This window comes from Bowmanella dokdonensis (assembly GCF_017254865.1).
Classification (GTDB): Bacteria; Pseudomonadota; Gammaproteobacteria; order Enterobacterales; family Alteromonadaceae; genus Bowmanella; species Bowmanella dokdonensis.
The window spans coordinates 410,827-436,266 of the sequence record NZ_JAFKCV010000003.1; the positions used below are offsets into that span (position 1 = coordinate 410,827).

The following is a 25,440-nucleotide window of genomic DNA, read 5'->3' on the forward strand; positions in this document are numbered from 1 at the left end:
AACTTGTCAGGCCGGGTTTTACCGGTCGGGATTTGCTATGCATCAAGCTCAAGAGCAAGACAGGCAACTGGCCAGTCGCATGCCGGACGCCTTTGTCATCCTGTTTTTTGTGGTGGCCATCGCCACCTTGCTGACCCATCTGGTGCCTGCCGGGTATTTTGAGATGGAGCCGGTGACGCGAATGGTCGACGGCGAAGCACAGGTTCGCAATCTGATTAAGCCAGACAGCTTCCGTTATGCCGAAGGCGCTCAGGGGCAAGCCGCCTTGTTTGACGCCGAGGGCGACCAGGGTTTCCTTAACTATGCTTTTGAAGGCATGGTGTCCGGGGATAAATGGGGCGCGGCCGTGGGGGTGGTGGCCTTTATCCTGATTGTGGGGGGCGCCTTTGGCATCATCATGCAAACCGGTGCTGTTAACAACGGCATCCTTGCGCTGATCAACCGGACCAAACGGGCCGATAAACTGATCCTGCCGCTGATGTTTGTGCTGTTCTCATTAGGCGGCGCGGTATTTGGCATGGGTGAAGAAGCCATTGCCTTTTGTATCGTGCTGACGCCACTGGTGATTGCCATGGGCTACAACGCTATCACCGCGGTTCTGATTACTTATATCGCCACCCAGATCGGTTTTGCCACCTCCTGGATGAATCCTTTCAGTGTGGCCATCGCCCAGGGGATTGCCGATGTACCGCTGATGTCTGGCAGTGGTTATCGGATGATCCTCTGGGCGGTGTTCACCCTGGCCGGTATGCTCTTTACCCTGCGCTATGCCGCCAGGGTCAAGGCCAATCCCAAAGGCAGTGAAAGTCTGGAGGCGGATCAGTATTTCCGCGCCCAGCATCAGGACAAACTGAGCAATGCGTTCGGCAAGGCCGATATGGCGATACTGCTGAGCCTGCTGGCCGGGATTTTGTGGGTGCTGTGGGGCGTCACCTTCCATCAGTACTATATTCCGCAGATTGCCAGCCAGTTTTTTGCCATGGGTATAGTGGCCGCGGGCATTGCGGTGCTTGCCAGGCGCATGACCCTGAATCAGGCGTCCGCCGCGTTTCAACAGGGCGCCAAGGATCTGCTGCCGGCCGCCCTGATAGTGGGCATGGCCAAAGGCATTGTGCTGATCTTAGGCGGTGACGATGCCACCTCGCCGTCGGTGCTTAATACCTTGCTGCATTATGTGGGCAGCGGTATGTCCAGTGTGTCGGAGACCGGCTCCGCGTTGTTTATGTTCGGCTTTCAGTCGGTATTTAACTTCTTTATCGCCTCCGGCTCCGGCCAGGCTGCCCTGACCATGCCACTGATGGCGCCATTGTCTGATCTGGTGGGCGTGTCCCGGCAGACGGCTGTTCTGGCTTTTCAGCTTGGCGATGGCCTGACCAATATTATCATCCCCACTTCAGCCTCACTGATCGGCTGTCTGGGTGTGGCCAGGATTGACTGGTCTGTCTGGGCAAGGTTTGCCTGGAAGCCCATGCTGGCTTTATTTGCAATGGCGGCCGCTGCCATGGTGGTGGCCGTGACGATAGGATATCAATGAACAATTTAACGCTGATTAAACATGCCCATGTTTTCACCCCTGAGGACAAGGGCGTCCAGGACGTCATGTTTGCCGGGCACCGGGTTCTGGCCATGGGCCGGGATCTGTCCCTGCAGGGACAGGAACTGACCACCATAGACGCCACGGGCAAACTGTTACTACCGGGTCTGGTCGACAGTTTGGTGCATATCACCGGTGGCGGCGGAGAAGGGGGCTTTCATACCCGCACCCCGCAAATGAATCTGACCGATGCCACCAAAGGCGGCGTCACCACTCTGGTGGGGGCTCTGGGCACCGATGCCACCACCCGTACCCTGCCGGATTTGCTGGCCAAAGCCGGCGGCCTGCATACGGAAGGGCTGAGCGTATATTGCTATACGGGCTCTTATCAGCTCCCGGCACGGACCATTACCGGCAGTGTTACCGATGATATCGTGCTGATCGATAAGTTTATCGGTGTGGGTGAGGTGGCCATTGCCGATCATCGCTCTTCTCAACCCACCGCAAGGGAACTGATGCGCCTGGCATCAGAAGCCAGAGTCGGCGGCATGCTGTCCGGCAAAGCCGGAATTGTCAGTATCCATGTGGGAGATGGAACAAGCCGGCTGGACCTGCTCGAACAGGTGGTGACAGGGTCGGATATTCCCGCCAGCCAGTTCTATCCCACCCATATCAACCGTAATCTGGAATTGGTCGAGGCGGGTATCGCCTGGAGCAAGCGCGGCGGCTATCTGGATATGACCACCAGCACCAATGCCCAGTTTATCGCCGAAGGTGAGGTACCGGCCGCCAAAGCCCTGGCCCTCTGCCTAGAGCGGGGCGTGCCGGTATCACAACTGACCATGAGCTCCGATGGCAATGCCAGCCTGCCGGTATTTGATGACCAGGGGCGGTTGATTGGTCTGGAAGTGGGGCAGGTGGCGACCTTGTATGCCTCTATGGTAGAGGCCGTAAAGCAGTATGGGGTAAGCTTGCCACGGGCTTTGGCCTCGGTCAGCCGAAGCCCTGCCGATATCCTTGGTCTGCCCGCCAAGGGGCGAATCGAACCCGGCGCCGATGCCGATCTGCTGCTGGTCAATGCAGACACCCTAAGTATTGAATCTGTCTATGCCAAAGGGCAGTTGATGGTGGACAAGGGAGAGCCGGTGGTCCTGGGCACTTTCGAATAAGCCAGGGACAGGCCGGCCTCAGTGCCGGCCTGTCATAATCCGCTGTCTGACAGCGTATATCGTCATCAAATTGTCATTTCTCGATTTTCGTCAGAAATCCGCCGTTTTTTCACGAGTTATTGCCTTCCAATCTCTCTTCAACCTTACCTAAAGAATTGGGTAAAGTTATTTGTTATCTCTAACTGATTGATTGATAAGGTTTATGTACAAGAAGTTATGAATTTATTTGACGCCTTCCTGTTTTGTACACAAAGCACACAATTTATCTGGTTTATTCACGGCGCCAGCGCCAGGCCGTTAAGCAGTAACAAAGCGGTTTCCCTACAAACTAGATAACGAAAAGAGGAAGACGATGAAAACAAAACTGACCCTGTTGTCGGTGGCCATAGTGGCGTCGATGCAGGCCAACTCGGCCCCTGCCGACTCACTGATATTGACCGGTGTGATAGATGGTCCCCTGACAGGTGGCGTGCCCAAGGCTGTTGAGCTTTACGTGGCCAAGGATATCGAAGATCTCAGCCAGTGCGGAGTGGGCTTTGCCAACAACGGCGGCGGCACCGACGGTGAGGAATTCAGCTTCCCGGCCCAGGCCGTGCCAGCCGGTACTTACCTGTATGTGGCTTCCGAAGCGACCGGTTTTGGCAGTTTCTTCGGCTTTGCCCCTGATTTTGTGACCGGTCATGCCGCCATTAACGGCGATGATGCCATTGAAGTCTATTGTGACGGTGCCGTGGTGGATACCTTTGGTGAGCTGTCTGTGGACGGCAGCGGGACAGCCTGGGATTATCTGGATGGCTGGGCATCCCGTCTTGCCGGAACCGGTCCCGACGGTTCCGCCTTTGTTATTTCAAACTGGGCTTTGAGCGGTATCAATGTGCTCGATGGTGCTGTCGATAACACCAGTGCCGCCACGCCTTTCCCACTTAAGACCTATGGACCTGAGACCAATCCCGGTGACGGCGGCGGGGATGGCGGCGTCGATGGCAGCGTCTGCTTCAACTGCCCGGACCTGGACAAGGTAGCCGATGCCGGCCAGTTCAGCGACAGCCAATACTATGCGCAGGTGATGGCGGCGCTGAATGACAATTACAGCGCAGCGGAAGTCAAAACCCTGCTGACCGACACGATCAGCAATAATCACCGGGTACTGAGCTACGCCGAAGTATGGACGGCACTCACCGAGACGGATGAGGATCCGCAGGACAGCGACAAAGTCACCCTGCTCTATAAAGGGACCTCCCTGGCCAAGTCTCTTAACGGTAGTGGCAGTCAGAGCAGCGACCCGGACAATTGGAATCGTGAACACGTATGGCCCAACAGCCATGGTTTCTCCAGTCAGTCTTTCGAAGCCTACACCGATATTCACCATCTGCGCCCCACCGATATTTCGGTGAATGCCTCCCGGGGCAACCTGGATTTTGATAACAGTGACGCACCCTTGGCCGAAGCGCCGCAGAACCGTATAGACAGTGATTCCTTTGAGCCCAGAGATGCCGTGAAAGGCGATGTGGCCAGGATGATGTTTTACATGGATGTGCGCTATGAAGGGGCAGATGTTACGCCAGATCTGCAGTTGGTGGATCGGCTGACCGGCCCCGGAGAGCCGGCACTGGGCAGACTATGCCGCCTGCTTGCGTGGCACGAGGCCGATCCGGTAGACAACATGGAGCAGCAGCGCAATGCCAGCATTTACGAATACCAGGGTAACCGCAATCCCTTTATTGACCATCCCGAGTGGGTCGAGGTGCTGTATGACGCTGACAGTTGCGACGGCAACGGTGACGGTGGCGACAATGGTTCACCGGATCCTGTACCGGGCGAGGCCGGACTGATCTTCTCCGAGTACGTGGAAGGGGACGGCGGCAACAACAAAGCCATCGAGCTGTTCAATGCCACAGGGACGAGCCTGGACCTGAGCGGTTATCAGGTGCTGCTTTACTCTAACGGTGCCACCTCCACCACTAACAGCCTTGACCTGCAAGGGACCCTGGCATCGGGCGGGGTGTATGTGATTGCCAATTCCGGCTCCAATGCCGAAATACTGGCCGTGACTGACACCACCTCCAGTGTGACCTTCTTCAACGGCAATGATGTGCTGGAGTTGCGTAAAAATGGTCTGCTGGTCGACAGCATCGGCCAGGTGGGCAACGGCAGCAACTTTGCTGCCAATGTGACCTGGGTGCGCAAGCCGGGTATTGTCAGCGGTGACACCGACTCCTCAGATGCCTTCGACGCCAGCGTCGAGTGGGACAGTCTGGGCACCAATGTATTTTCCAACCTGGGCAGCCATGACGGCGGTAACGGCGGCGGTGAAACGCCGGTGGTGCAGTTGGGACAGTGCACTGAGCCAGCCACCCTGATCAGCCAGATACAGGGCGAAGGCGCCAGCTCACCCCTTAAGGACCAGACCCAGGTGATAGAAGCTGTGGTCACGGCCAGCTTCCCGGCCCTCAAAGGTTACTTTGTTCAGGAAGAGGTCGCGGATCATGACGGCAGCAGCGCAACGTCAGAGGGCCTGTTTGTCTACCAGAACAGCGAGCAGAATCTGCCGGTTGCCGGCACTCTGGTTCGGGTGATCGGCAACGTCAGTGAGTATTTTGACAAAACTCAGCTGACTGCCGCTGAGCAGCCGCTGGATTGTGGCCAGGCCCAGGTACAGGCCGTCAGCCTCAGTCTGCCTTTTGCCGATGCGACCCATGCAGAGTCTCTGGAAGGCATGCTGGTCAGCTTTAATCAGGAGCTGACGGTCACTGACAACTACAACCTGGGCCGTTATGGGGAAGTGACCCTGTCTTATGGTCGCACCTATATTCCCACCAACCTGCATCTGCCCGGTTCCCCCGAGGCACAGGCCCTGGCCATGCAGAACGCCCTGAACCGGGTGCTGCTGGATGATGGCATCAATGGTCAGAACCCACAGACGGTGATCTACCCAACCGGTGGCTTGTCAGCCGGCAACAGCCTGCGCACCGGTGACAGTGTGACGTCCCTGACCGGTGTGCTGGACTACGGCTTTAACGAGTACCGGGTCATTCCCACCGCAGCTCCCACCTTTGTTGCCAGCAATCCGCGCACGCCTGAGCCCGAGCTGGCTGAAGGCAACCTGAGTGTCGCCAGCATCAACGTCCTGAACCTGTTTAACGGCGACGGTCAGGGCGGTGGCTTCCCTACCTCGCGGGGTGCTGACAATGCGGAAGAGTATGAACGTCAGTTAACCAAGCTGGTGTCGGCGCTGGTGGCCATGGATGCCGATATCCTGGGTTTGATGGAGATTGAAAATGACGGCTTTGGCGCCAACAGCGCGATTGCCCAACTGACGGATGCCATCAACGAGCGTTTGGGTGAGGAAGCTTATGCCTTTATTAATGCGGGCGGCCCCCTTGGTACTGACGAGATTACCGTCGGTCTGTTGTACAAGCCGGCCACCACGGCGCCGCTGGGTAATGCCCTGGTTAACAGTGACCCTGTTTTCAATCGCCCTGCCCTGGCACAGCGTTTCAAAGCCCTCGGCTCAGGCGGTGATTTTGCCGTCATCGTCAATCACTTCAAGTCAAAGGGAAGCTGTGGCGGCGCCACCTCCGGCGACCAGGATCAGGGCGATGGCCAGGGTTGTTGGAACCAGGCCCGTCAAGCCCAAGCCCAGACGCTGATCGACTGGCTGGCGACCGCTCCTGAACTGAGCGCCGATACAGACCATCTGGTGATTGGCGATCTGAACAGCTACGCCAAGGAAGATCCGATCCGGGTGTTTACCGACAACGGCTACATCAACCTGATCGAGCATTTCGAGGGGGCCGGTGCTTACTCCTATGCCTTTGGCGGCGAAGTCGGCTACCTGGACCATGCCATCGGCAGCGCCAGCCTGCTCGGGCAGGTGGTGGATGTGACCGAGTGGCATATCAACGCCGACGAGCCGCGCATCCTGGACTACAACACCGAGTACAAGTCCGAAGCACAAATCAATGACTTCTATGCCCCGGATGCCTATCGGGTATCGGATCATGATCCAGTGCTGGTCAGCCTTTATATCAAAGGCCTGCGCGGCGATTTTGATGCAGACGGCGACGTGGATGTGAATGACATGACCGGACTGCTGAGGGCATTGGCCAAGAAACAGCAAGTGAGCATGGACTTCGATCTGAATGAAGATGGGGTGGTCAATGTTCGTGACGCGCAGATTATTCGTACCCTTTGCACCCGTCAGGGCTGCAAGGCTAACTAAGGAATCAACATAATGAAAAAGCTGTTTACTCTTCTTGTGATGACATTGGCGTTCAACGCCAATGCGGCCCTGATCAACCTGTCTTTGGACAGCAACACTATCAATGCGGGCGACCAGGTAACAATCAATCTGACCGCCACCGAGTGGGTGGACGTGTCCGCGTTCAGTTTCGATCTGCTGTTCGATACGGATCAGTTTGCGATACCTGAGTCCGGTGGCGATCTGCTGATGGATGACAGTGACTTGTTTGCCAGCCTGGTCTTTATGGGCATCACTTATCCTGGCGGGATTAACTTTTCCTTCCTGGATTTCCTGCCTCTGAACGGCGATTTTCTGATTGCCAGTTTCCAACTGACCGCACTGACCAGTGGCACCTTCGGATTTGACCTGGATTTTGGGGTGTTTGCGGATCTGGATGACAATCCCCTGGAGGTCAGCCTGGGCCAGTCTGCAGCCCTTCAGGTCAATGCGGTTCCCGAGCCTGCCGCTTGGGGTTTGATGATGCTGGCCCTGGCCGGGATATTCGCCGCTCGCCGTAACCAAGTCCATTAACAGACTGGATATACTGTGTCCCCAAGGCTGCAGGCGCAGCCTTTTTTAAGCCCCGCAATGCGGGGCTTTTTACTTAAGCTATAAACACGCCCTGAGAAGGGTGACGGCTGACCCTGTCCGGGACTGAACTGAGTTGCGGGGATCAATTGGTTCCAGCCGGCCCCAGCATCCCCAGATGCTTACCCAGGCCGCCTAACTGCAGGCCCTGTACCTGATCGACGATAGGGGCCAGATCCTTAAAGCCATTTGGGGCATAGCCATGTACCTTGTAGGAGAGGGTTATCCGGGTCCCGCCTTCCACGGCCTCAAACTGCCAGTCCAGAGCGCCGTAAAGTCCCATGCCCTGCAAGGGGCCCAGCCCGCCGGTCATGCGCAGCAATTTAGCCGGTTCCACAAAGCTGATCTGCATATGCTGGGCCTGGCTGTCGCCGTTGATTTCACAAAAACAGCCACCGGCCCTGGCTTCGATACTGAAATTCTCCGCCTTGCCCCACCAGGAATGATCCGCCGGCCACCATTTGCCCACGTCCTCCACCAGGGCCCGCCAGCTTTGCTCCGGTTCGGTCCTGACCAGAACCTGATTACTGACGATAAAACCATAAGTGTCGATATGCTGGACCTCGGCCTGCAATGCCGGGGTGAACAATGTGGAGAGCAACAGGAGATGGCGGCTTTTCATGAGGTGTGTTCCTTGGTTGAATGAAACCATCATAGCCGATGCCCGGCTGGCCAACCAGTTGCTTGGTGGCAGTCAATACCGGCAGTTTGCACAATTATTCGTCAGGCGACCCTTCTGCATGCGGCAAGGGTTTGACAGTCCCCCTGAATCAGGTTTCACTTGAGCAAGAACACCTTTTATCACTGCCATTTAATGCAAAAAGCCAGCGAACTGACCGCACTGCAACTTTCCGCCAAACCCAGCCGTCGTCTGATCAACCAGGCGCTTAAGGATGATCAGGCCCTGAGTTCGACCTTTATTGGCCAGAACCGGGCCAGGGATGCCCTGAATTTTGGGCTGGGCATTGATGCCAAGGGCTACAACCTTTACGTGATGGGGGAGGCCGCCACCGGTCGTTATACCCTGGTGCACGAACATATCGCCAGGCATGTGGCCAACATACCGACCCCGGATGACTGGTGCTACATCAATAATTTTGACGACGAGCGCGAGCCCTTTGCCCTGCGGTTGCCGGCCGGCGAGAGCCGCAAGCTGGCCAGCGAAATGACCAGCCTGATCGACGAGTTACTGGATACCTTTCCGGCCGCCTTCGACAACCCCGGTTACCAGCGCAAGAAAGCCAATATCAAGCGTCAGTTCGATCAGCGCTACGATCAGGCCATCAGCGAGGTGGAATTGTTTGCCCAGAGCAACAATGTGGCCCTGTATGAGGAAAACGGCACCATCAGTTTTTCCCCCATCGTTAACGGCAAGCCGGTCAATGACGAGGAATTTGCCAACCTGACCGATGAACAGCGCCAGCATTTTTACGATCTGATCAACCAGCTCGAAGACCGGCTCAGCGAACAACTGCTGGAGCTGCCCCAGTGGAAGCGGGAATCTTCTGAAATGACCCGCAAACTGAAGCGGGAAACGGCCGAACTGGGCATACGGCCGCTGCTTAAGGAGCTGGAGCATAAATACGCCGCCGATTTGGGTATTCTGAAATTCCTTCGCCAGCTCAAACCCCACCTGGTGGAAACCGTGATGGAAATACTGGCCGAGGAGAGCAAGGAAGAAAAACAGGATGAATACGACCGGCGGGCCGTGCTGGAAGAACAGTACCTGCCCAACATTCTGGTCAGCCATGAGTTGAGCGAAGGGGCGCCGGTGGTGTACGAGCCCAATCCCACCTACCCCAATCTGTTCGGCCGGGTGGAGTACACCAATGTGCAGGGCTCGGTGTTTACCAACTACCGGATGATCCGACCCGGCGCCCTGCACAAGGCCAACGGCGGTTATCTGTTGCTGGATGCGGACAAGATGATCCAGCAGCCCTATGTGTGGGAGGCCCTTAAGCTGGCCCTGAAGCGCGGCGAGCTGCGTATCGACACCCAGCAGCATGATATCGGCATGGTCAACTCCATCACCCTTAACCCCCAGACCATTCCCATCAAGGTCAAGGTGGTGCTGATGGGCTCCAGGGATCTCTATTACACCCTGCAGGAATACGAGGACGAATTCCATGAGCTATTCCGGGTGCTGGTGGATTTTGACCATGAGATCCCCCTGGACAAGACCACCCTGTTCGACTTTGTCGGCCGGGTGCGCAGCCAGGCCACGGAGATGGGCCTTGAGGGGATCTCCGCCAAGGCCATGTACCGGCTGGTGGAATACAGCCTGCGCCTGGCGGAACACCAGCACAGGCTGTCGGCGCGCTTTGCCGATGTGATCGAGCTGTTGCACGAAGCCCGCTATTTCTGCGCCATGCAAAATACCTTGTTGCTCGATGTGACCCATATTGAAGCGGCCCTGGATGCCAAGATGAAGCGCAGCGGACGCATCAGCGAAGCCCTGCTGGACGATATCAAGGAAGGCCAGATACTGATTGAGACCGACGGCGAGGCCATCGGCAAGGTCAACGGCCTCACCGTGCTGGAAATCGGCGACAGCCTGTTCGGCACCCCGGCCCGCATCACCTCCACCGTATATGCCGGCGCCAACGGCGTGGTGGACATCGAGCGGGAAGTGGAATTGGGACGGCCCATTCACTCCAAAGGGGTCATGCTGCTGACCGGCTACCTGGGTTATAAGTACGCCCAGCTCTTTCCGTTGACCCTGTCTGCCAACATCGCCATCGAACAGTCCTATGGCCATATCGACGGCGACAGCGCCTCCCTGGCCGAACTGGTGGCGCTGCTTTCGGCCCTGACCCTGATCCCGGTGCGGCAGGAACTGGCGGTGACCGGCTCCATCAATCAATACGGCCAGGTGCAGAGCATCGGCGGGGTGAACGAAAAAATTGAGGGTTTCTTCCAGCTCTGTGCCCATCGCGGCCTGACGGGCAATCAGGGGGTGATTATTCCCAAATCCAATGAAGTGAACCTGATGCTGGAAAAGGAAGTGATTCAGGCGGTTAAAAACGGCCGTTTCCATGTCTACAGCGTGGAGACCGTGGATCAGGCCGCCGAATTGCTGATGGGCCGCGAGGCCGGCGTATTGTCACCCCGGGCGCGTTTTCCCAAGGGCAGTATCAACAGTCTGGCGGTCAACCGGCTCAGCCAGATTGCCCGTATCGTTACCGGCAGTGACGACGAGTAGCAGCAACGGCTAGCGACAATTTCAGGCCTTTTTGACGAATCGCATCAGCAGGGCCGGCAACAGGGTCAGATCCGCCAGCAAAGCCAGCATCATGGTCAGTCCGGTTAGCAGGCCGAAATAGATGCTGGGCACAAAATCCGACAGGCACAAGGTGGCAAAGCCCAGGGTGATGATGATGGAGGTGTAGAGCAGCGCATAGCCCACCGTATGGAAGGTTTGCTCACCGGCCTGCACCGGCCCCTTGTCTTTGACATGCTCTTTATAGTGATGGACAAAGTGGATGGTGTCGTCCACCGCGATGCCCATGGCGATGGCGGCGATGGTGATAGTCATCAGATCCAGCGGAATCGCCAGCCAGCCCATGATACCCAGGATCAAAAGGGTGCACAGGACATTAGGCAGCAGGGCGATCAGCGCCAGGCGCAACGAGCGGAACAGCAGCAACAGCACCAGCGCCAGGGCCACGTAGACCACGCCCAGGGTCTGTACCTGCGATTTGTACAGCCGCGATAAGATGTCCTGATAGAGCACAAACAGGTTGGTCAGCTCGATTTGCCCGGGGGCGATGCCCTGTTTCTCCATATAGGTTTTAAGACTCTGCAGGAATTCGGCCCGGTTCAGCCCTTCTGTACTGTCCTGAATGCGGGTGCTGATGCGCAGTTGCTGGTTATCCACCGCCAGATAGCTGCCCAGCAGCCGATCGCGCAATGACTTGTCCAGCAGTTCATACAAAGAGTTGAGTTCATATTCGGTGAGGGGCTGACCCTGGTTGATCTTCTTCGCCAGCTCGGTAAAGTTGAATACCGAGGTCACATCCCCCACGGCCTCATACTGGTTCAACAGATGCTGGATTTTCTGCAGGGTCTGCACCGTCTGGGCACTTAATACCAAATCCTGCTTGCGTTCAGACTCGGGGATCCGATAGACGATATCCAGGGGCGTCGAGCCACCGAACTGCTGGTCGATATAGGTCAGCTCTTTTCTGATTTGCGTGGATTCCCGGAAATAATTCAAAAAGCTGTTTTCCACATCCAGTCGGGCCAGGCCCAGGCCTCCGGCCAGGGTAATCATCAAAGTGACGATAACGATCAGGACCTTGTGGTGGCTGCTGGCCGCCAGACAACCATTGAGCAGGGGGGCCAACAGGGAGCGGCCCGGCTCGGCGGATTTGGGGGGAAACAAACTGACCAGGGTGGGGAACAGCAACAGGCTGACGCTGATGGACACCGCCATGGCCACGATCATCATCCAGCCGAAACTGACCACCGGCTGGATATTGCTGATCAACAGCGAGGCAAAGCCCACCGAGGTGGTCAGGCCGGCATAGAAGCAGGGGGTGACTTTATCGGCAAAGGTTTGTCTGATCAGGCTCTTGTGGTCTGATTCCCCGCCGCCTTTTGCCAGTTGCCGGTAATGCACAATCAGATGGATGCACACCGCCAGGGTCAGGATAAGCTGCAGGGCAATAAAATTGGATGAGATCACCGTGGTTTTGAAGCCCAGCAGGCCGAACAGGCCCATGGTCAGCAGCACGCTGGCCCCGCAGCAAGCCATGGGCAGCAACACAAACTGCCAGCGGCGGAACACCAGGTACAGCATCACGCCGATAAACAGCGCAATGCCGGTGCCGAACAGCTTAAGATCCTGCTCGATGATCTTGATTAACTGGTAACCCAGCACATGGGCGCCGCCCAGGTAGATATTGGCGTCCTTTTCATAGGGGGCCACCAGTTGATAAATCTTCTCGATTTCCTGCGCGCGCTGACGGGTCAGGGCCTGCTGCAGCGGTTCGGCCCGGGCCTTGAGCTCCTCAACCTGCTGTTTTTGTTCCTCGCTCAACTCGCCGGACAGGGCCTGTTTCTGGATGGCGATAATCTGCCTGTCCAGTTCGCCAAGCTCTGGGTCTTCCTTGAACAGGATCTGGATGGCGGTGGCGCTTTGCTGCTGATTAACCAATAAGTCTTCATACAGGGGATGGTCGGTAAAAATCTCCTGCATTTTATCCTCAGAATAGGCCTGGCTCTGCCAGGTCCAGTCATCGGGATTGAGATCCGTTTGCAGGCTGTCCATGGCCAGCAGCAAAGGCACATTGAGGATGGAGGTGACCGCATCCACCCGCTCAAGCTGCCTGAGCTTGTCACTGATTTCAGTCAGATGGGCGAAGGTCTTGTGACTGAACAGCTCGTGGTCTTTGGGCTCGTACGCCAGCAGGATAAATTCCTGTGGGCTGAAGCGTTGGCTAATGACCTGGGACTGGATATACAGCTGGTTGTTGCGGGTCAGCAGGGTATCGGCCGAGGCGTTGATACGAAAATCCTTGATAAAATAGCCGATCCCCACACAGGCAATCACAAAGAGGATCAGCACCAGGACGGCATGGCGGATCAGCCAGCCGGCGAACTGTTCCCGGCTACTCATCGGCGGATTCCGCCTGTTTTTTATATTGTTGGTCGCGCAGCAGGTTCTGCAGGTACTGGTTTCTGAAATACAGGTAAGGATCCTCGCTCTGCGCTTTAAGCTCCTCATACTTGAGCAGACTGGGCACGGCCTGCTGATAACCGTTGAAGATCTGCCAGTAGCCGGTCTGCGGCCGGTCGGTCAGAGCCTCCAGTGGGGTGAAGGTACTCTCGGTAAAGGTGGAAAAGCCGCTGCGAAAATCCGTCTGGCCGATAAAGGGCAGCACCAGAAACGCGCCGTAGCCCACCTCGTGATGGGCCAGGGCCTCGCCCAGGGTGGACTTTGCCGGCTTAAGCTCGAACCAGTGGGTAGCCGGGTCGAACAGGCCCAACAGGCCGAGGGTGCTGTTGACCAGGAACCGGCCCAGGTTGCGTCCGGCCAGCTTGCCTTCCCCCTGCAGGGCGTGGTTAACACTGTTCCAGGGCTCGCGGATATTGCTGAAAAAATTCGATACGCCGGTGCGAATGGGGGAGGGCAGGTGGTTGTAGCCCCGGGCCACGGGGATCAGAACATAGCGGTACGCCACGTCATTAAAGCCGAACATGGCGCGATTAAAACCTTCCAGGGGATCTTCGTAATGCGGCTCGGAATAGCCCACCACGGTGGGCTCCAGGGTGTCGGTGCCCTGTGGGGTCACCACTACCACTTTGTCGTTGGCGGAGGGTTGCTGTGGGGTGACATCGGGATCCACCGGTGGGGTATGGCTGGCACAGCCCACCGACAATATCAGCACCAGCAACATCCATGGCGCCGTCAGCGGCCATCGCTTGGTCTTCAGCGGATCTGTTAACACATCCATGCTCCAATCCGGTTTAAAGGCATTTAGCTGATATTCATCATGTCAGTTGAAAGGGGGAGGGTCAAATTTTGAACTGGGGCAAGGGGTTGGATGCGCCATTTTTGCAGAAAGGGGGCGTCGTCCTGAACCTAGTTTCAGGACCTCATTAAGATTTCTTCGTCCTGAACGGAAGCTACGTCGTTCTGATACTGAAATAAATTCAGCATGACGGATTCAGGACCTCTTTCGGATTTCGTCTTCTGATACTGAGATCAATTCAGCATGACGGTTTCAGGACTACGTTCGTATTTCGTCATCCCGAACTTGATTCGGGATCTCTAACATCAACGTTTTTATCCGAGCCCACCTTCGGAGCAATTGGACAACCAAAGGCACGAAATTACACGAACGGGTGGATGAAGGGCTGGCGTATTCCTGCTCCCTTTCGTGTCTTTTGTGTTTTTTGTGGTGCAAGCTCTAAAACCAAATAAAGAAGGTTAAATGGCAGCGCCGGCTTGGCCTTCGCAGACACGCCGTGAACCCTTCCGTGGGGGCTCTTACGCAGCATCCCTGCTGCATAAGGTCCGCGAAGGCCAAGCCGACACTGCCTCTCAGCCTTTTCTCTATCTGTAAGTAATGGGTTTGCAGGCAGGCCGTCTGCTTACGCAGCCGGCTGCTGAAATAAGACTCTTCACCTATTGGTAAGGTGAGAGCAACTGGCCGAACAGAAGATAAGTGCTTGTCTGGGTGAGAGAAAACTGGGTACAGTGACACTATGTAAGAAAATGTCGGTTATCTGAACGTTATGCATTATGTGAAAACAGAGGAGCCAGCTATGAAATGTGCGTGCAATTGTGGTGGCATGACTGCTGGTGGTAATTTTCTTCCGGGTCACGATCAACGTCTAAGGGCTGAGCTAGAGAGGCGTGTTGGCGGCATCATTAATTTGCGCATGCTAGTAGAAGCTGCAGAGCATTTCGTAGAGGGTAACATAGGTAGTTACCAGTTTAACGGTATGGTCAAAGAACTGTTTGAAAATATTTCGCCAAACAAGAATGGCGCATAACAAACGCAAACAAACCGGCCTGTCGACCTCGACTCGCTACGCTCGTGTTTGTTGCGGGCATTATATTTCTCGGAGAGTAACAGACGGTGGCTAAAGACGTACTCGACACGCTTCTGTTCGTAGACACGAATGTGCTGCTGGATTTCTACCGTATCAGAAAGACCGACATCAGCTTGAAATACCTGGAACAGCTAGAGGCTTGCATGGATCGACTGATTACGGGCTCGCAAGTAGAGATGGAGTACAAGAAAAATCGCCAACGAGTCATCGTTGAGTCGCTTACGAGTTTTCGAATACCCGATTGGAGCAAACTAACTGGACCTGCGCTCGTAGCCGACTTACAAGCGATGAAGATGATTGAAAAGAAGAAAAAGGAAATCTCAGTTCAGAGAGCAAAGTTAGACGAAAAGATCCAGAAGGTGCTTAGTGATCCCATTCGCAATGACCCCGTTTATCAGTGCCTGCAGAGAATCTTCAAAAATGACTGTCCTTACAACCTATCTAGAACAAAGAAGGAAAGGTTCACAATCAGAAATCTCGCGCGTAAGCGCTTCACACTGGGTTATCCGCCGCGTAAGCAGTCCGATACATCCATCGGAGATGCTGTAAATTGGGAGTGGATCATTCAGTGTTCTATCCAGAGCGGCAAGCACATCGTCATCGTCACTCGCGACACTGATTACGGCGCGATTTACGAAGGCAAGTCTTACCTAAACGATTGGCTCAAACAGGAATTTTCAGAAAGAGTTAGTAAGAAACGGAAGATTGTGCTTACAGACAAATTGGCACAGGGCTTAAAGATAGTTCATGCCGCAGTTTCAAAAGAAATGGAGGAGGAAGAGCAGCGCTTAATCGCCGAACTAGTTGGGAAATGCGATGACGCGCCTGAAGACGAAACATGATCGGACCGTTTAGGAAAAAAAGGTCAAATAAAAAGGATCGCATCTACTTTAAACCAGTAAGTCTTCAATCTAATCAGATCTTCTGACAGATTGGCCATCTCCTTCAACAAACTGGTGCGGATCACACTCTTGTGGATAAGCGGTATGCCATAGCGGTCTTCGCCGTGGATACTGAATTGAAGTTTGGCTAAATCAATGACATATAAATAGTTGAAATCTGACATGGACGGTTCTTGTCATAGGTTGCCACATAAGCTTGGCAGAGCCCCGGAATAAAAAGGGTCAGAATAAAAAGGGTCAAATAAAAAGGGTCAGATCCAATTTAAATGCTAAGCTTGGCATTTGTTTGACTATTGATGAAAACGGCCAATGCCAAGGAAGCCAAGAGTGTCGTTGTCGGGGGTACCGGAACACATAATCCAGCGAGGCAATAACCGACAGGTTATTTTCGCCAGCGATGAAGACATGTAAATAAAAAGGTCGTATCCACTTTAAACTTAGAAGCTCCCAGTCACACCCGTCTCACAGGCAGTTTGGCCATTTCCTTTAACAACTTGGTGCGGGTCACACTCTTGTGGATAAGCGGCTTGCCATGGCGGTCTTCGCCCTGGATACTGAAAGTCAGTTTGGTTAAATCAATGCCATAGAAATAGTTGAAATCTGACATGGACGGTTCTCCTCATAGGTTGCCACATAAGCTTGGCAGAGCCCCGGGAAAGGGGGAGTCCATATCATTCGTTAGGCGTCCGACTTATCTATGAACACGCGCAAGTATTACTTACAGCATGTCGTTCCTGCCCTTCGCAGGTTTCTACAAGGGTATCATGTGCGTGAGATGGGATTGCTCCACGATCTCGAGCGAGGGGCCGTGGTTGCTGAACAAATGTTGGGGCTCTCTGATTTTGCACATAAGGACCCAGACTGTACCCCTATTAGTGATGCCTATAAAAGTTCGCGGGAGTTTCGGGAGCGGAAAGCATGGGTGGAGGAGCCGTTATACGAAATCTGCTGCGATCTAGCAAACGCCTGGAAGCACCATAGTATTTCACGAGATCGGAGAACAATTGACGGGCTCGGTGCTGTGCGTGAGGTTTGTGCAATCTGCAGATATCGAGACACAAAAGGCGTCTACTATCGTACGCAGAAATTTACGATGCTCCAAATGAATAGCGGTATGCGCGCTGACCTACGAAGAGTAATCGTAGCGTCGGCTAGATTTTGGGCGGCACAACTTGCAGGTCTGCAAGTTGTGGATGAAACGTCATCAGGTTTATTGAATTTTTCCGAGCACGTCGGTAGAGATGATATCGAGAGTGATTTGCCGATGGTAATTCACGGAATAGCCGGGGAGCCAATGCATGTTGAAATGCGTTGCTTTGATTTTGATCCGCATCGTCAGGTTCTTATTGACGCAGAACCCAATACGGGATTTGACGGGTTGGCAAATCTGGAGATTAGGGTTCATAAAGACTATACGGTCGCACCATCTTCTTTGGAGTTACCAAGGTGACGCCTAACAATTCAAAATAATAAATAAAAAGGGTCGAAATAAAAAGGGTCGGAAATAAAAAGGTCGTATCCACTTTAAACTTAGAAGCTCCCAGTCACACCCGTCTCACAGGCAGATTGGCCATCTCCTTTAACAACTTGGTGCGGGTCACACTCTTGTGGATAAGCGGCTTGCCATGGCGGTCTTCGCCGTGGATACTGAAACTCAGTTTGGCTAAATCAATGCCATAGAAATAGTTGAATTCTGACATGGACGGTTCTCCTCATAGGTTGCCACATAAGCTTGGCAGAGCCCTGGGAAAGGGGGAGTCCATATCATTCGTTATAGGTCTTTCCAATGAGTAAAGTACAAGATGTAAGGAAACCACCAGATCTTGATTTTATTATCGAAGCATTCCTAAGCTGGCCTACACAAACCCAAATTGGAATCATCATGTTCGCCGTCACTTGGCTTATAGGTGGAAATCTCCTGTTCTATTTCAGTATGAAACGAAGAGGTATTCCCTATTGGAAAATATTAGTTCCATCTTTTAAAACAACATTTGGGCTTAATGCTAAAGAGTGGCTAATTCTGGCAGGGCTGGCAGTGACTTCTCTTTCATTTGGGGCATGGGGTATCAGTGCTCAATATTAACAAGACCTATAACAAGTTGAATCATCGGAAAACCACCCGCTGGCCAAAAGGCGGCCAAGGCGCGTGCGTTTTCCGCTGTTTAAAGCGTTATGTCAGAGCGGGTCAGTAGGTTTCGAAGTGACACCAGAGCAAAGAAAAGAATTTAGCGAGAAAGGGTATATTTACATCCCAGGTGCTCTTGCTAAAAGCGTGGTTTTGCCTGTGAGGGATCATGTGCTCAAAGAGCTTAAGAGGCTTAATATCTGGTCGACGGGTAGAATGCTGTCTCAAAAATTGAAAGGTGTTCCGGTATTCCAGCAAACCGGAAAACTGGGTCAATTGATAAGCTACCGAAATCTGAATGAGAGAATTATCTCACAAGAGCTGTATTCTGACATGTGCCTGTTAGCTGACGCACCACTACACGGTCAGGATGGCCAGTTGCTCATTTCTTTACCACATCCAATAGCTTGGACTCTTGAGAAACTAAACTGGCATCGTGACATTTCCAAATCTCAGTTGAAGGGCATTCCAGGGGGCCAAGCTTTCGTTCTTTTAGATAATGTGGCAGCCAAAGGAGGGGCAACTTTGGCATTGGCTGGGTCGCATCGACTGGAAAGCCAACATCAAGCAAAGCAAGGTGTCTCAAAACTTATAAGTGAAGGCGTAAATATAAGTGTCAAAGTAGGTGATGTAGAGCTCTCGATTTTGGAAATGGCGGGCCATTCGGGGGATGTATACCTGATGGATATGCGGGTGCTACATACGCCCTCAATCAATTCGACCAAAAACGTTCGTATAATGGCAACAGCTCGTTACTTTTCGGGATAGTGGCTATAACTATAGTGAGGAAGTTCGTCAATAGACATAACAATCAGCTGCAGCGGACCAATTTACGCTACGCTTCAATTGCCCGCTTAGCTAGGCGTTATGGCGCGATTTAACGACACTTTCGTAAATGAGGGACGACGGGTGAAAAGTATCAGCAAGTTCAGGCTCATGATTGCATTCTTAGCTTTGATAACGACGGTGACCGCACAAGCCCATCACAGTTCTGCAGGGTTCGACCGGACTGAATTGATTGAACTTAAGGGAAAACTGATCGGATTTGAGTCAGACGAGCCTCACTCAGTGCTTTTCGTAGAAGTTAAAGCTCCAGATGGATCCAGTACAACCTGGGAAATTGAGGCAGGTGCAACTCGGCAAATCCTGGTGTCTGGCATCACTAGGGATTTTCTCGGGAGCGAGCCGCCCGTAAGTGTGACTGCATTCCGTTCTTATAATGAATCATGCCAACCGAGGTGCCTTGCGGCCGGGCGCAGTTTTGATTTCGGCAGGTGGCTTCTTACGTTCAACTAGATATTAGTACAGGCTTGGAGGTCTCGAAGTTTGGCTTCCACATGATTATCTGCCTCAAACATTTTCGGCTGAACCATAAATCTCTAGTGGGCGGGGGAAGCATCCGTGAAGTTCGATTTCAAGAAGAGCACACTTATAAAGCTAGGTTTGATTCTAGGTCTATTAGCGATTGCGCCATTCCTGGTGCCGTTCACTGTGGAGTTCGTTATCGTTGCGGACCTGATGGGCTTGGAAACGCTGATCGTGTTCCTTTTGGTTTACGGAAAGTCCATCATTGGTTCAGTCCATGTGCGCGTTTCTGAGGTTCGTCGCCACGTTCGTGCAACTTGCCTGTTAGTTGCTGAACCAAACTGGATCATATCGGCTTGGCACCACAGGTTGAGTGCTACGACCTTTGCACTCAGGGTTGGGAGCAGTTTTTGCAAAGCTTAAAGGACTATGTAGAAACAGGTAGCGGATCGCCTTATGTCGATCCGCTACCTGTCAACTAATTAATGGACGGTGTACCGAACCACTTGCACAAAGCGTCTGACAGGCTCAATCCTCTTTGTCCTTGCACCCAAGCCACGTGACCGTCAGGCCTGACCAGTACAGCTGTGGGTGGCTCCACCTCTCCCAGTACCGGTAGTTGCCAACTGCCATCATACCTGGCATCAACAAGCCTGACTCGGTCCATCCACGGTGAGACATCCAAAGTGCCAGCCTTACCAAGGTTTATTAACAGCGCTCTAGCATCATGAAGAAACGAGAAAACCCTCACGTTGCCGTCTTTGGTCACTAGGTCGAGGTCAGGCATTCGACGCCCGAGCAATGGGTGCCCGTCACCAAGATCGTAATGGATATCGAGGCCGGACATAAAGGCTGCATACCATTTGCGTGGTTCTTCCATATTCATTACCTTTGCCATCATTTCGCGCAGGGCACTTGTCCTTTCGTCGCCTCGGTTCAACGCCGTGAGGGCTAGTGTAGTTTTAAGCAATTGCGCACCAATTGGATGTCGTTCAGCATGGTATGTATCCAGCAAGCTGTCTGGCGACGAGCCTTGTACGACCTGGGCCAGTTTCCAGCCCAGGTTAACCGCATCATGAATCCCTGTGTTCAGGCCCTGCCCACCGACAGGTGAGTGAACATGCGCGGCATCTCCCGCAAGCAAAACACGACCTGAACGGTAGGTGCCAGCCTGACGAGCAGCATCTGTAAACCTTGAAAGCCAGGTTACGTTGTGAATCCCATAGTCCGTGCCATAGGCTGCCACCAGCGCATCGCAAAGGTCCTCCAATTTGGGCCCCGCGCCCTGCCTGAAATCCTGCTCAGTCACCACGCCGCGAATTCGCTTCCCCTCTTCCAGTTTCCCCAATGCATGAAGACCTCTCTCTCCGTAGCGCAGTCCCAGGATGGGCTCGTCATGCATATCTGCCTCAAAAATCAGGTAGCTTATTTCAGGCTCCCATCCAGGGAAATCAATACCCGCCTGTTTGCGGACGAGACTTCGACCGCCGTCACAGCCGACAAGGTATTTTGCTCGCAGCAAACGTCCGTTGTCGATCTTGATACTCACGCCGCTCTCGTCCTGATCAAAACCTGTCACCTCACAGCCGCGATAAACGGGGACCCCCATCCCTGAGATCCAATCTGCCAGGCCATGTTCAATTTTGGACTGCCACAATGCCAGGGTGTAATTGTGACGCGTCGATCGATCACTGGCATTTATTATGGAACCGGCAAACAATACAACGTAGTGTTTATCTCCTTGATCAATAAATCGCTCTGCTATACCTCGTTGGTCCAAAACCTCGATAGTTCGTGGGTGTAGGCCACCCGCACGAGAGCCATCGACTTCCTGATCTATCCTCCTCTCCACAATCGCCACATCAACTCCTGCTAACGCCAGCTCGCCGCCCAGCATCAGACCGGTAGGCCCAGCTCCTGCAATCACCACCTCGTGTTTGGTAATTTCCCCGTGCATAGTATTACTCCTTGCTTGTCGGTCTATTTGGAAATTTGCGTTATACCCTTAAGCCGGGGGCTTGCCGCAATACCCAAGCAGTGATATAAAATAAAAATGGGGAGTTGGTGGATTGCTCACATCGACACTAAATTTCCTTGGACTCCTCAGGCTATACCCCATCTCCCAACACTCTCGGTAACGTCAACTGTCGTCCATATATCGGCCCCTGCAACCGTGGCTAGCGGTATCTAAAAACTCCGGCTCAGAAGCAGGCAGATTGCGCTATTGCGAGTTCGTGCCGCCGCCTGGTGTGCGGGATATCGTCTCAGTTGTGTGGACGATTGCCGGGGAGATTCACAGTGGTGAGAGCTACCGCTACCATGTTGTGCCGGACGCCTGTTCGGATTTGTTTTTGACCGACTGGCGGGCGAGGGCTATATTTTTGGCACCGTATCGGACGCCAGGAATGGTGGATACAGTCGGAATAAAAAGGGTTGTATCTAAATTAACCCTGCTGCCGTTATTTTTCCCGTTTTACGGCAGTTTTATAGCAAGATTATTCCCCAAGCGCGTTGATTTTAAACGCTGCCCATTCTTCTGAGGTCATCTGGCGGACTTCAACAAGTTGTAAGTTTCCGGAGTCGTAGGAAGATTCATCGGGCTTGGCGATAGCAAAGCCCAGCAGGTGTTTTTGCTCGGCATCAAACCAGATGGTTCCGCCGCGATTATCCAGGCCCGGGCCATCAATCTGATACTGAACTGCATTGTATCCCCACTTTTCCACAGGGCTGGGTGCTGAAAGCGTGACTGCACCCATGTCAATAAATTCAGGGGTATCGGTCGCCATATTCAGATCGTAGATATGAAAGCTGTAGGGAAATTGCTGCTTATCAATAAAACGATAGGCAACGCCTAAGCTGGCGAAGTCAAAGTCATAGCTATGCCAGGCTTGCTCGGGCAATGTTGCCTGGCTGACTTGATCACCTAATTGTACGGTGAAATGACCGTCAGTTGTTTTTTCCAGCGTTGCCATCTTCTCAGGTGCTTGTTGGCGGGAAAGCCGATAAGCGTCAAAGCGTCTGACTAGCTGTTGCTTGTCTAATTTTGCTGTGACCAGGGTTGCCTGACCATGCCCCTGGTGCCACTTTAAGGATTCGATTTGATTAGCGGTAGGGTAATACACCGCGATATGCCCAAGGTTGCTGCCATCGGCATTAGTTTTTTGGTAGATCAGCACTTGCTGAACAGGCGCCTGCACAGGCGATGCAGCTATCTCTGCTTGAGTCAAAAAGCCAAAGAGTCCCACAAAGAATGGCAGCAAAGATTTCATAGGAAGTACTTATCAGTTTAAGGGACGGTCATTGTAATTAAGTAAAAGAGCTGAATGCATAGTACTGTCTGTAACAAAGGCCCTTAAAACGTAAGTAGATATTTTGCCGGGAATACAAAAAAGGCGTATCTACTTAAGTCTGGGATGCTTCTAATCCTGCAGGCGTGCATACAGATTCGTTATTTCATTGGTTACTTGGTCCGGGCCACGCTCTTGTGGGAAAGCGGATTGTCAAACTGGTCTTCTGAGTGACCATCGAATCTGAAGTTTGGTTAAATCAATGCCATAGTAGTAGTTGAAAGCGCACAGGAAGGGGGATCTCATTGGTTGCCACCTCATCCTGGCAGGCCCCGGGAAAGGGGAAGCCTGTACCCCGTTTGTGTTTTGTTAATTTTGAAGGAGCAATTGAATGTGGCTGCGCACAAGCTGTGAAATAACTTTTGATATTGCCGCTCCTACTCCTTTTATTCTGATGTTGAGGCTGCGCAGTGGCGCACAGCAATGGGTTGCCAGTGAGGAATACAGGCTCAAGCCTAGTGTTCCTGTCTACGAGTTTACTGACATGTTCGGCAATCTTTGTCAGCGCCTGATCGCCCCTCCGGGCCCTTTTGCCGTTGCTATCTCTGCAGATGTTAAGACGTCGGATCAAGTGGACCAGGCACCGGGTGCCCCTTTTGTCGAGGTGGAGTATCTACCCGATGGAGTACTCAGTTATCTGTTACCCAGTCGCTATTGTGAGTCGGATCGTTTTGGCGAGATGGCCAATTCGATCACCACCGGTCAACAGTTGGGTTATGACCAGGTTAAGGCAATTGAGTCCTGGCTGAGAGCTACCATTGGTTATGAACCTGGCAGGAGCGATATACCCGTGTCTGCGGTGGAGGTGAATACCAGGCAGTGGGGTGTTTGCCGCGATCTCTCTCACCTTGGCATTGCGCTATGTCGCAGCCTCAGTATCCCCGCTAGATTGGTGGTGGGTTATTTATACGGCCTCAAACCTATGGATCTGCATGCCTGGTTTGAGGCTTATATTGCCGGGCGTTGGTATACTTTCGATGCGACACAGGCTGAATTAAAAGGGGGATACGTGGCAATAGGTTACGGTCGTGACGCCGCTGATGTCGCCATCTACAACCAGTTCGGTCCGCCGGTATATCCAATTACCCAGGACACCCGGGTCCAACTTATTGAGGATAAATACGCCCGTTAGCATCGCTTCCAGCAACGTCTTGGCAAGCCATAATCAAGGCTTTCACTTCTTTCTCTGTTTTAAATTGGCGTCTGAGCCGGGCGTCCAGCGCTAAATCTTGGACCACAAGCACCCCAGGCAACCCGCTACCTCTGAGCGTTTTAAAAAAATATCTGAGAGACCAGCCCAATAGGGGGCAGGTGAGATTGGACAATCAGCTACCCAGACTGGTAAAGATCCCCACCGCGAGTTCGGCCCAGAGATAGAGAAACGCCAGCAGGAATGCTCCGGCGCTCAGCAGGCGAACTCGGCGCGGCACTTTGCGGGAAACCAGCACAAATAAACTGCCCATGCCAAACAGCTGGGCTCCCATCACCAAAAAGTCAAAGCCGTCCCAGTTTACCTCGGCAGTGAATTGCATGGCGGTCAGGGGAATCAGCAGTATCAGTCCTGTGGCCAGGGCCACCCAGAGAAAAGCGCGGGAACTGGCAGTCGAGTTTTCTGGTTTGTTGATCATGGTTGTTCCTTATTCATTCGCCTAGGTATTGCTCAAAGAGTTTAATACAGAGCGCTGGAGTTGACCCGTGCTCCTGCACAGACACTGATTATTTCTGACTCTGCTCGTCCGGAGTGTCGCCGTCGCCATGCACCCAATCCAGTACCGGGTCGACCCAGGCGGGCAGGGGTTGATAGAAGGCACCGTGCAATTTGCCTGTGGAGATGCTGATTTCCTTAAACGACAGGGGGGCTTCGGGCTGCTCTGCAAGGGGCTTACAGGTGCCCGCCAGGGTATCGCTTGTCTCATAGAGAGAAAGTACCTGGCCAGTCAGGCGCAGATTGTCTTTTGGCGGGCCCTCGGGGCAGGCCGCGAGCAGCACAAAACGCACCTGCGGCCGGCGTAAAAAGCTGGAAGCACGGGTGGCGATGCCGCCGCCTTTTGAAAAACCGACGACCACGATATTCTCAGGCGCAACGCCCTGTTCAATCAACTCCTCCACCTGCGCGACCACAATGCCGGCATAGTGGTTCATATCGGTTTTTGGCGGGCGCTGGGCCGAGATCACCACAGCGCCTCTGGAGGAAAGGGCCTCCAGTACGGCCGGGTAGTCATAGCGGCCGAAGCGGGGATCGGTAGGCCGGGGCCCGGCGTTCTCGATGATTCTGCCATGCAGATAAATCAGGTAGGTCTTTGCCGGGTCGGGTGAGTTTGGGATATGGGTGTAGATGTCACCGGCACGGGCCGGCAGGCAGAGAGCGAGCAGAATCAGTAACCCATATTTCATGTGCGACCCCAGACAGAAATCCAATATATCCCCGGCAACTACCGTGTTTCCACCAGGTACGTTGCCGCGTGACTATGAAACGCTTTTTTAGCACTTTCTTAAGCCACTGAACAGCTTGGATATTTTCGTTATTTTGCCTGGCAGCTTGGGACTTGGCCGGCTGTGTGGCTCTGCTGGTAACTGTCATCAGAATATTTTGCGCAGTGACGCTGAGGCGCAGAGGGGATCCTGACTTTGAGAGATCCTGAAATGAATCCAGTAGGACGTGAT

At 53.6% G+C, this 25,440-nt stretch carries 24 protein-coding genes; 14 read left to right on the plus strand and 10 right to left on the minus strand.

Annotated elements, in window-relative coordinates:
• Positions 1 to 37 precede the first annotated feature (37 nt).
• The 4 genes from yfcC to J0A66_RS07800 all read left to right on the plus strand — a co-directional run bounded on the left by yfcC (position 38) and on the right by J0A66_RS07800 (position 7,477).
• Positions 38 to 1,534: a putative basic amino acid antiporter YfcC gene (gene yfcC / locus J0A66_RS07785; RefSeq protein WP_241264068.1), complete on the plus strand. Its 1,497-nt coding sequence runs from the start codon at positions 38 to 40 to the stop codon at positions 1,532 to 1,534.
• On the plus strand, positions 1,531 to 2,703 hold the full coding sequence (gene iadA, locus J0A66_RS07790; protein WP_206573223.1) for a beta-aspartyl-peptidase: 1,173 nt from the start codon (positions 1,531 to 1,533) through the stop codon (positions 2,701 to 2,703). The genes yfcC and iadA overlap by 4 nt, the downstream gene beginning before the upstream one ends.
• Positions 2,704 to 3,055: 352 nt before the next feature.
• Positions 3,056 to 6,925, plus strand: a complete 3,870-nt coding sequence (locus J0A66_RS07795) for an ExeM/NucH family extracellular endonuclease (protein ID WP_206573224.1) — start codon at positions 3,056 to 3,058, stop codon at positions 6,923 to 6,925.
• A 12-nt stretch (positions 6,926 to 6,937) separates the two neighbouring features.
• On the plus strand, positions 6,938 to 7,477 hold the full coding sequence (locus tag J0A66_RS07800; RefSeq protein WP_206573225.1) for a PEP-CTERM sorting domain-containing protein: 540 nt from the start codon (positions 6,938 to 6,940) through the stop codon (positions 7,475 to 7,477).
• A gap of 142 nt (positions 7,478 to 7,619) precedes the next feature.
• Here the strand turns inward: J0A66_RS07800 and J0A66_RS07805 are convergent, their stop codons facing one another.
• Positions 7,620 to 8,156 (minus strand): SRPBCC family protein, encoded by a 537-nt coding sequence (locus J0A66_RS07805; protein WP_206573226.1) that lies wholly within the window; start codon positions 8,154 to 8,156, stop codon positions 7,620 to 7,622.
• Between J0A66_RS07805 and J0A66_RS07810 the strand changes: the two genes are divergently transcribed.
• Both J0A66_RS07810 and J0A66_RS07815 read left to right on the plus strand, forming a co-directional pair.
• Positions 8,155 to 8,319 (plus strand): hypothetical protein, encoded by a 165-nt coding sequence (locus J0A66_RS07810; protein ID WP_206573227.1) that lies wholly within the window; start codon positions 8,155 to 8,157, stop codon positions 8,317 to 8,319. The genes J0A66_RS07805 and J0A66_RS07810 overlap by 2 nt on opposite strands.
• Before the next feature lie 29 nt (positions 8,320 to 8,348).
• Complete coding sequence (locus J0A66_RS07815; protein ID WP_206573316.1) at positions 8,349 to 10,736, plus strand: Lon protease family protein; 2,388 nt, start codon at positions 8,349 to 8,351, stop codon at positions 10,734 to 10,736.
• Positions 10,737 to 10,757: 21 nt separating this feature from the next.
• Here the strand turns inward: J0A66_RS07815 and J0A66_RS07820 are convergent, their stop codons facing one another.
• Both J0A66_RS07820 and J0A66_RS07825 read right to left on the minus strand, forming a co-directional pair.
• The gene (locus tag J0A66_RS07820; RefSeq protein ID WP_206573228.1) at positions 10,758 to 13,154 is read right to left on the minus strand and encodes an efflux RND transporter permease subunit; all 2,397 of its coding nucleotides are present in this window, start codon (positions 13,152 to 13,154) and stop codon (positions 10,758 to 10,760) included.
• Positions 13,147 to 13,992, minus strand: a complete 846-nt coding sequence (locus J0A66_RS07825) for an MlaA family lipoprotein (protein WP_206573229.1) — start codon at positions 13,990 to 13,992, stop codon at positions 13,147 to 13,149. Before J0A66_RS07825 ends, J0A66_RS07820 begins: the two co-directional genes overlap by 8 nt.
• Positions 13,993 to 14,806: 814 nt before the next feature.
• On the opposite strand from J0A66_RS07825, the gene J0A66_RS07830 reads away from it, so the two are divergent.
• On the plus strand, positions 14,807 to 15,037 hold the full coding sequence (locus tag J0A66_RS07830) for a hypothetical protein (protein WP_206573230.1): 231 nt from the start codon (positions 14,807 to 14,809) through the stop codon (positions 15,035 to 15,037).
• An 86-nt stretch (positions 15,038 to 15,123) separates the two neighbouring features.
• Positions 15,124 to 15,939 (plus strand): PIN domain-containing protein, encoded by an 816-nt coding sequence (locus J0A66_RS07835; protein WP_206573231.1) that lies wholly within the window; start codon positions 15,124 to 15,126, stop codon positions 15,937 to 15,939.
• Between the two features lie 23 nt (positions 15,940 to 15,962).
• On the opposite strand, the gene J0A66_RS07840 is transcribed toward J0A66_RS07835, so the two are convergent.
• Both J0A66_RS07840 and J0A66_RS07845 read right to left on the minus strand, forming a co-directional pair.
• Positions 15,963 to 16,163 (minus strand): hypothetical protein, encoded by a 201-nt coding sequence (locus J0A66_RS07840; protein ID WP_206573232.1) that lies wholly within the window; start codon positions 16,161 to 16,163, stop codon positions 15,963 to 15,965.
• A gap of 287 nt (positions 16,164 to 16,450) precedes the next feature.
• Positions 16,451 to 16,606, minus strand: a complete 156-nt coding sequence (locus J0A66_RS07845; protein WP_206573233.1) for a hypothetical protein — start codon at positions 16,604 to 16,606, stop codon at positions 16,451 to 16,453.
• Positions 16,607 to 16,696: 90 nt separating this feature from the next.
• On the opposite strand from J0A66_RS07845, the gene J0A66_RS07850 reads away from it, so the two are divergent.
• Positions 16,697 to 17,449, plus strand: coding sequence for a hypothetical protein (locus J0A66_RS07850; protein WP_206573234.1), 753 nt, complete (start codon positions 16,697 to 16,699; stop codon positions 17,447 to 17,449).
• A 94-nt stretch (positions 17,450 to 17,543) separates the two neighbouring features.
• On the opposite strand, the gene J0A66_RS07855 is transcribed toward J0A66_RS07850, so the two are convergent.
• Positions 17,544 to 17,699 carry a hypothetical protein gene (locus tag J0A66_RS07855; protein WP_206573235.1) on the minus strand — a complete coding sequence of 52 codons (156 nt, stop codon included), beginning with the start codon at positions 17,697 to 17,699 and terminating at the stop codon, positions 17,544 to 17,546.
• An 86-nt stretch (positions 17,700 to 17,785) separates the two neighbouring features.
• Here J0A66_RS07855 and J0A66_RS07860 point away from each other — a divergent pair, with 86 nt between their 5' ends.
• From J0A66_RS07860 to J0A66_RS07870, 4 genes are all read left to right on the plus strand, one after another.
• Complete coding sequence (locus J0A66_RS07860) at positions 17,786 to 18,082, plus strand: hypothetical protein (protein ID WP_206573236.1); 297 nt, start codon at positions 17,786 to 17,788, stop codon at positions 18,080 to 18,082.
• A 63-nt stretch (positions 18,083 to 18,145) separates the two neighbouring features.
• Positions 18,146 to 18,892: a phytanoyl-CoA dioxygenase family protein gene (locus J0A66_RS07865; protein WP_206573237.1), complete on the plus strand. Its 747-nt coding sequence runs from the start codon at positions 18,146 to 18,148 to the stop codon at positions 18,890 to 18,892.
• Between the two features lie 168 nt (positions 18,893 to 19,060).
• Entirely contained in the window at positions 19,061 to 19,420 is a 360-nt protein-coding gene (locus J0A66_RS23795; RefSeq protein ID WP_369127362.1) for a DUF6152 family protein, read from the plus strand.
• Positions 19,421 to 19,525: 105 nt separating this feature from the next.
• Positions 19,526 to 19,852 carry a hypothetical protein gene (locus J0A66_RS07870; RefSeq protein ID WP_206573238.1) on the plus strand — a complete coding sequence of 109 codons (327 nt, stop codon included), beginning with the start codon at positions 19,526 to 19,528 and terminating at the stop codon, positions 19,850 to 19,852.
• Between the two features lie 55 nt (positions 19,853 to 19,907).
• Here the strand turns inward: J0A66_RS07870 and J0A66_RS07875 are convergent, their stop codons facing one another.
• Together J0A66_RS07875 and J0A66_RS07880 are read right to left on the minus strand one after the other, a co-directional pair.
• Positions 19,908 to 21,386 (minus strand): FAD-dependent monooxygenase, encoded by a 1,479-nt coding sequence (locus J0A66_RS07875; RefSeq protein ID WP_206573239.1) that lies wholly within the window; start codon positions 21,384 to 21,386, stop codon positions 19,908 to 19,910.
• Between the two features lie 538 nt (positions 21,387 to 21,924).
• Entirely contained in the window at positions 21,925 to 22,698 is a 774-nt protein-coding gene (locus J0A66_RS07880) for a hypothetical protein (RefSeq protein ID WP_206573240.1), read from the minus strand.
• A 409-nt stretch (positions 22,699 to 23,107) separates the two neighbouring features.
• On the opposite strand from J0A66_RS07880, the gene J0A66_RS07885 reads away from it, so the two are divergent.
• Positions 23,108 to 23,908 carry a transglutaminase-like domain-containing protein gene (locus J0A66_RS07885; protein ID WP_206573241.1) on the plus strand — a complete coding sequence of 267 codons (801 nt, stop codon included), beginning with the start codon at positions 23,108 to 23,110 and terminating at the stop codon, positions 23,906 to 23,908.
• Positions 23,909 to 24,101: 193 nt separating this feature from the next.
• On the opposite strand, the gene J0A66_RS07890 is transcribed toward J0A66_RS07885, so the two are convergent.
• Positions 24,102 to 24,404, minus strand: coding sequence for a hypothetical protein (locus J0A66_RS07890; RefSeq protein WP_206573242.1), 303 nt, complete (start codon positions 24,402 to 24,404; stop codon positions 24,102 to 24,104).
• A gap of 88 nt (positions 24,405 to 24,492) precedes the next feature.
• Complete coding sequence (locus J0A66_RS07895) at positions 24,493 to 25,170, minus strand: alpha/beta hydrolase (RefSeq protein ID WP_206573243.1); 678 nt, start codon at positions 25,168 to 25,170, stop codon at positions 24,493 to 24,495.
• Positions 25,171 to 25,440 lie beyond the last annotated feature (270 nt).